Raw genomic sequence first — 5877 nt, 5'->3', positions numbered from 1 at the left:
TCGCCGTTAGCGAGTTTCACGAGTGTTTTCATGTACAGATCCGGAATACGCGCCGGGCCGGTCAGGAACGGGAATTCATTAGAGAATATCCTTAGAATCTAGTCTTTGGAGATTATGAAGTAATTTTTTACGGGCTCTAGCCAATCTTTGTGTGAATACAGACTCTGTTAAACGAAGTTCATTACAGATTTCACGGTACGTTTTTCCCTCTACATAAAATAATATAAGTGCCACTTGATAGTCTAATTTCAACTCGTCAATGGCTCTGTATAATTCTTCGTTACTCTCTTTTCTCTCGACTTCTCTGTCTACAGTCATTGAATCACTGGGAATTTCGATGTCGTAACTGCAAGGGTGAGCCAAAAGTCGACGTTCTCTATTCAGCTTTCTTAAGTAATCTAACGTTGTGTTGTAGGCCAGGCGTTTAATCCAAGCTGGGATATTTGAATCTGATCTAATATATGGACCCTTTGTAATTGATTTAATAAAAGCATCTTGAATAATATCTTCCGTTAGAGAATGATCCAGTATCATGGAGTAAATGCTTGGATATACGAACTTGTAAAAAGAATTATAAACTGTTTCCTGAATTGTTGGATCAACACTGCCTATTGGGACTTTAAAATAATCAAACCATTGAACCATACGTGTCCTCCATAAATTTTTATGTAATTAACACGAAACAGCGCAACTTATTTGGGATAATAAGTTATTTATTTCATTGGTTTATAACACTAATTAATTCAATTGAGTTTGTTGATTTTACAAATTCATACTTTTTTCGTTAGATAATGCAGATTGCAACGTTATATATGTATACACCTGAACACCATGAATTAATTCTGCGTAGACTTGAGAGGAGCTGATAAAGAAAGGAGGCGTTGATTATGTGGTAAGCTTAAAGAAACAAAGGCAGAAGTGAGGTATGGTTATATGAGAAAAAAATCCAAATACTTAATCTTACTTTTTATGTTTATTGCGATTGGGTTTGTTCTGTTCCTTTTAAATAGCCAAAAAAATGATGCCAGCCAGCTGGTGGTTAATGGCAATATCATTCAAGTCAAAAATTTTGAACTGGATGCTAAGTCCACGAATTTAAAGACAATGACACAAGGAACGATATTTGTTGATGGTGAAAAGGAGCAGATTGATCATATCAAAATCGTAGCACATGTAGAGATTGACCCCACTGACTGGGGTGGTGTTGCATTTTATATCCCTGATCAATGGAGTGTCTCGAGCATCACCAGCAGTTACCCTGAACATCAATCGAAGCTGAAGCCCGCTGAGTATGTATCCACTTGGAAGAACTCTTCTGATGACTCTTCATGGCGCACAATGATTGAGATTGGGAGGGAACGAGATTTAACAGCAAATGGCGGAGGTACTGGAACAATCGTAATCGATTTAAGTCCGGATCAAAAGGGTGTAACCACATCTGAGTCATTAAAGATTGGTATTGAGGTCGGATCAGAAGATAAAAATGGCAAACAAATTATGGGTACGGATTCTGTTGAAGTTCCTGTATTTTAAAGTACTTAATCATGATTCTTTTATTATGGGAGACGAAAACTAAAAGGAGTTGACCTAATTGAATTCATTATTGAGAAAACCTTTAAAAAGAACAATAAGCGCGCTTTTAGTTACAAGTATTTTTGCGACGATATTATTTGGAAATTATGCGTTTGCAGCGGATCAACCTGTTAATCATACAGAGGCAAGTAATTCGCTTACTTGGAGAGAGGCTGGAAATAATCATTATGATATTTATTCTGCATATTCAATCGGATTTATGGGTGCGGAATGGTCTAGTGCCCGCAAAGCATGGGGATTCAACTATAGAATTGTTGGAACAGGAGCAAGTAGATACAACGATAAAGCGACAAGTAAAATAAGAATAGCAGCATTTGAAATAGAAGGAACCTCAAATACAAGCAAGTTGGCTTTATGGTCTAGCGCAGACAGTAAGTACATTGGTTCTGCGCCAGAATCTTCAGGCTTCAAACCAGGTTATAGCACTCTTGCTGGAGCTATTATTGGTTTTGCGATTACAGCTATTAACGATTTAAAGGCTGGATATGCTTGGGCAATTGCTGGATTAATTGATGCCATGCGTAGTACGGTTGATGATGTTGTTACGACAGATAATCGCTTGTGGAGGAAATGGGATTGGTCTTCTGATATCTCAGATACCGGCCAATACTTCTGGTTCATAGCCGACGTAGAGCCAAACCAGACGGCGCAGATTTCAACTGAGTACATGATTTTTGGTCCAGGTTACGAACTCTTATCTGCTGGTGTAAGGTACCGGAATCTTGAAGCTGGTAGCGCAGGACGAAGTTTAGCGGCAAAGACGAATGAGAACTGGAATCCTGGAATGATGTCAGCTTCGGAAAAAGAGGAGTATGGAATTGAAGAAATTCCAAGAGATGAGTTTGACAAAAGAGCGAAGGAATTGAATATCTCTTCCAGAAGTATTGAGGAATTCTCGAAATCAGATGAAGATGTTTTTTATTATGCACATGATTTTAAAGAATATGAAGTAAGCGAACCAGAGTTAGCGACGGTTTCCTCTAAAACGGATTTAATCAAAGAAATAAACGAAAGCTTGAAAAGAAGCTCAAAAATTGTGGAAGCTTTCTCCACTAACGAAGTTCTCCAAGAAGAGGATCAGGCTATTATTGATAAACATACAGTCAAAGTTATGAAATTGAAAGAATTATTAAACAAGGTGCAAACTTTAAATGAAGAGGATTCAGCAGCTATTAATGCCCAGAGGAAAGCTTTCCAAAACGAATTATAATAAAGCGGATTAAATTGCATAGACAAAAACAAGCCGAAGCTTTAAGGTACTTGCCTCGGCTTGTTTTTTTGTTTCATTTGCATTGTTTCATACTACTTTTCCCAAAAACAAAATCTTTACTTTCCACTTACTGACTTGAACCAATCATTCACCTCTTGCGTAATCTGGTCGCCGCCGTTGGATTTCCAGTTAGCTACGAATTGATCGAATGCATCGATTGGCAGTTTGCCGTAGATGATTTTGTTGAAGGTTGCGAGTTCAGATTACCTGCATACCCGTTGTTTTTCGGTTTACAGAATTCGTATTTCTCGAATATCACTTCGGGATGTTCTACTCATTTTGCTAAAAGGAACTACTAACGAGGCTACGATTGCGGGTGCTGCGCTGGTTCCCGGCGTGCCCAACTCATGTACAGCAAGCATAGTGCAATGATAGTGAGTGCTACCCCCAGTAGATGAAAGCCTTTGTAGCTAAACTGTCCGCCCATCATGATGGCGATGAGTAATGAAGAGAGGATTGCTCCCAAATTTCGAGAGGAGCTGAACAGGCCCGAGGCTACGCCGATGATTTCTTTCGGGGAGCTTTTGAACAAGGCTGCTTGCATGCCAACACCGTTCAGTCCATTACTAAAACCGAATGCGGCCAAGGCTACACATACGCTAAGAAGCGGTGAGTCTTCATTCAAGTTTGCCAGCCAGAGAGAGCCTAATATCATTAGAATTGCTGCTGTGAGTAATGCGGGTTTTGGCCCGGATTTGTCGATCCATCGTCCTGCCAGTGGAGATGCAACAAGCGAGCTCAAGCCCAAGGTCAGCATGAGTATACCTGTATGGAACTCGCTAACATGACGTACGACCTGCAAGTAGGATGGAATCCCGAAGAAGAGGGTGTAAAATAGCAAGTTTACCACGATAAACTCGATATTGATCCAAGTGATTGCAGGATATTTGGCAAAGCTGCGCATGGGAATAAAAGGTGTAGTTACTTTTAATTCATGACGGATGAAAGCGCTGATGGTGATAAGACCTGCCACTCCGATCATGACGTGGGTGAACGAAATAGGGCTGTCTCCTTCTATAGATAACAGAGCGATTAACAGAGGAACCAGTCCCGCAGTGAAAAGTAGGATCCCGGCTCCGTCCATCACACCCCACCATTTACCGAAAGACATATTGCGGATAACCGATGCTTTTGGCATTTCGTCGCTGGGAATCATTTTCCACGCCAACAAAAAGCTTATGATGACAAACGGAATATTGACAAAGAATATCGCGTACCAATCCCACCAATAAATCAGAATACCTCCCACAAAAGGACCAATGGCTGCCGCTCCCGATTGGAAGATGGTCAGCATGGACGCTGCCGCGCCTTGCTTCTCCTGAACCTGAATACGAATGATTGCCATCCCGACTGAAATGAGCATGCTGGTCCCAATGGACTGCACAACCCGCAAAGCGATAAGTGAGCCAAAGGTGGGCGCGAACGGCGCCCCTAATGATGCGGCCAAAGTGATCAAAAGCCCGGCAAGAAACACGTTTTTTCGGCCCCATATGTCGCTGACCTTTCCTACCACAGGATTGGCTATCGTGCTCGCAATATAGAAAGCGAAAATGATCCAGGAAATAACGGTGAAATCCAGTTGAAACGCCTTTTGCAGCCTTGGAATGACTACTGCAACCATTGAAGAATTTAATGGGTTAAGCAGCATTCCCAGCCCTACAGAAATGATTAACCATCGGCTTCGAGTCCCCATAGTAAACTCCTTTGTTTTTATGTTTAATCATAGGGTACTTGAAATTTTTCATTTACTCCAACGCATTTTATGTTATCATATTATTGACTTGAAGGAATGAATGGAGGATAAAATGGAGCTTCTGCAACTACATTATTTTCTTACGGTAGCCCGCCTGGAGCATATGACCGAAGCCGCACGAATGTTGCATGTTACACAATCGTCACTGAGTAAAACCATTCAGCGTCTGGAGGAAGATGTCGGCGTACCTCTATTCGATCGGACAGGAAGAAAGCTCCGGCTTAATGAATATGGAAGTAAATTCCTTACCCGTGCGGAAAGGGCATTGTTTGAATTGGAACAAGGAAGGCAGGAGTTAAGAGATTTGTCCGATCTGGACCATGATGTACTGGAATTAGTGGTAACAACCGCAAGTACATTACCATATATCCTGCGCAAGTTTCGGAACAAGCATCCACATATCCAGTTTCATGTTGAAATGCTGACCACGGAGGAAGCGGCTGTGCTCCTGCACCGGGGTGAGGTTGACTTCTGCTTATCATCTCCACCCATAGAGGGAGACGACATCGAATACGAAATCGTACACGTCACGCCTATTTTCGTGGCCGTTCCACAGGGACATCGATTGGCTGGCGGGAGTAGTGTCCGTTTGACGGAGATTCAGGATGAAGAGTTTGTCGGTGTAAAGCGGGGTTACCGTACTCGTGATCTGGTAGATGCTGTATGCAGAACGGCAGGATTTTTGCCGAAATATGTGTATGAGGGCAATGAACCTGCCCGAGTGAATGCTCTTGTTGAGGCAGGGATTGGCATCGGATTTATTCCTGGTACAGCCGTGAATCCACGGGAACATATCCATTATCTTCGAGTAGAGGATCATGAACTTGTTATGGAGATTGCTTTATGGTGGAAACGTGGCCGATACATTTCGCGTGCTGCTCAGCAATTCCGCGGGGTTGTCGAGCAATACTTCAACTCTTTATCAAGTGAAGGTTATGTAAAGCCCGCACACGAAGATAGTGATAGCGGGCAGGTGTAATCTTTAAATTAAACCCCCGAGCCGAAGCGAGTTATTCACGCTTCGGCTCGGGTTTTAATGCTTTACTTTTCACAACAACAAATCTTACTTACCACTTACAGACTTGAACCAATCATTCACCTCTTGGGTGATCTGGTCGCCGCCGTTGGATTTCCAGTTGGTGACGAATTGATCGAATGCATCGATTGGCAGTTTGCCGTAGATGATTTTGTTGAAGGTTTCGAGCTCGGACTGACGGAGCAGGTTCCACTTGGATACCATGGTTGGTGTGGCTGCGCCCGT

Annotated in this window: 5 protein-coding genes and 1 pseudogene; 3 read left to right on the top strand and 3 right to left on the bottom strand. The window is 42.3% G+C overall.

All coding sequences use genetic code 11. The annotated features are described in order from the left end of the window. Window positions 1-78: 78 nt before the first annotated feature. Window positions 79-645: an RNA polymerase sigma factor gene (locus tag EC604_RS29275; protein ID WP_123067462.1), complete on the bottom strand. Its 567-nt coding sequence runs from the start codon at window positions 643-645 to the stop codon at window positions 79-81. Window positions 646-933: 288 nt separating this feature from the next. Here EC604_RS29275 and EC604_RS29270 point away from each other — a divergent pair, with 288 nt between their 5' ends. Together EC604_RS29270 and EC604_RS29265 are read left to right on the top strand one after the other, a co-directional pair. Further along, window positions 934-1533 (top strand): hypothetical protein, encoded by a 600-nt coding sequence (locus tag EC604_RS29270; RefSeq protein WP_123067461.1) that lies wholly within the window; start codon window positions 934-936, stop codon window positions 1531-1533. Between the two features lie 58 nt (window positions 1534-1591). Beyond that, window positions 1592-2803, top strand: a complete 1212-nt coding sequence (locus EC604_RS29265; protein WP_123067460.1) for a hypothetical protein — start codon at window positions 1592-1594, stop codon at window positions 2801-2803. A 364-nt stretch (window positions 2804-3167) separates the two neighbouring features. On the opposite strand, the gene EC604_RS29260 is transcribed toward EC604_RS29265, so the two are convergent. Then, entirely contained in the window at window positions 3168-4556 is a 1389-nt protein-coding gene (locus EC604_RS29260; protein WP_123067459.1) for an MFS transporter, read from the bottom strand. A gap of 112 nt (window positions 4557-4668) precedes the next feature. Here EC604_RS29260 and EC604_RS29255 point away from each other — a divergent pair, with 112 nt between their 5' ends. Continuing rightward, window positions 4669-5595 carry a LysR family transcriptional regulator gene (locus tag EC604_RS29255; RefSeq protein WP_123067458.1) on the top strand — a complete coding sequence of 309 codons (927 nt, stop codon included), beginning with the start codon at window positions 4669-4671 and terminating at the stop codon, window positions 5593-5595. 84 nt (window positions 5596-5679) lie between these two features. Here the strand turns inward: EC604_RS29255 and EC604_RS29250 are convergent. Beyond that, window positions 5680-5877 (bottom strand): annotated as a pseudogene (locus EC604_RS29250) (ABC transporter substrate-binding protein); the annotation flags it as partial.

Origin of the sequence: Paenibacillus amylolyticus, from assembly GCF_003719335.1 — a bacterium.
Taxonomy (GTDB): domain Bacteria; phylum Bacillota; class Bacilli; order Paenibacillales; family Paenibacillaceae; genus Paenibacillus; species Paenibacillus amylolyticus_D.
This window is presented reverse-complemented; position numbering and strand designations above follow the sequence as displayed.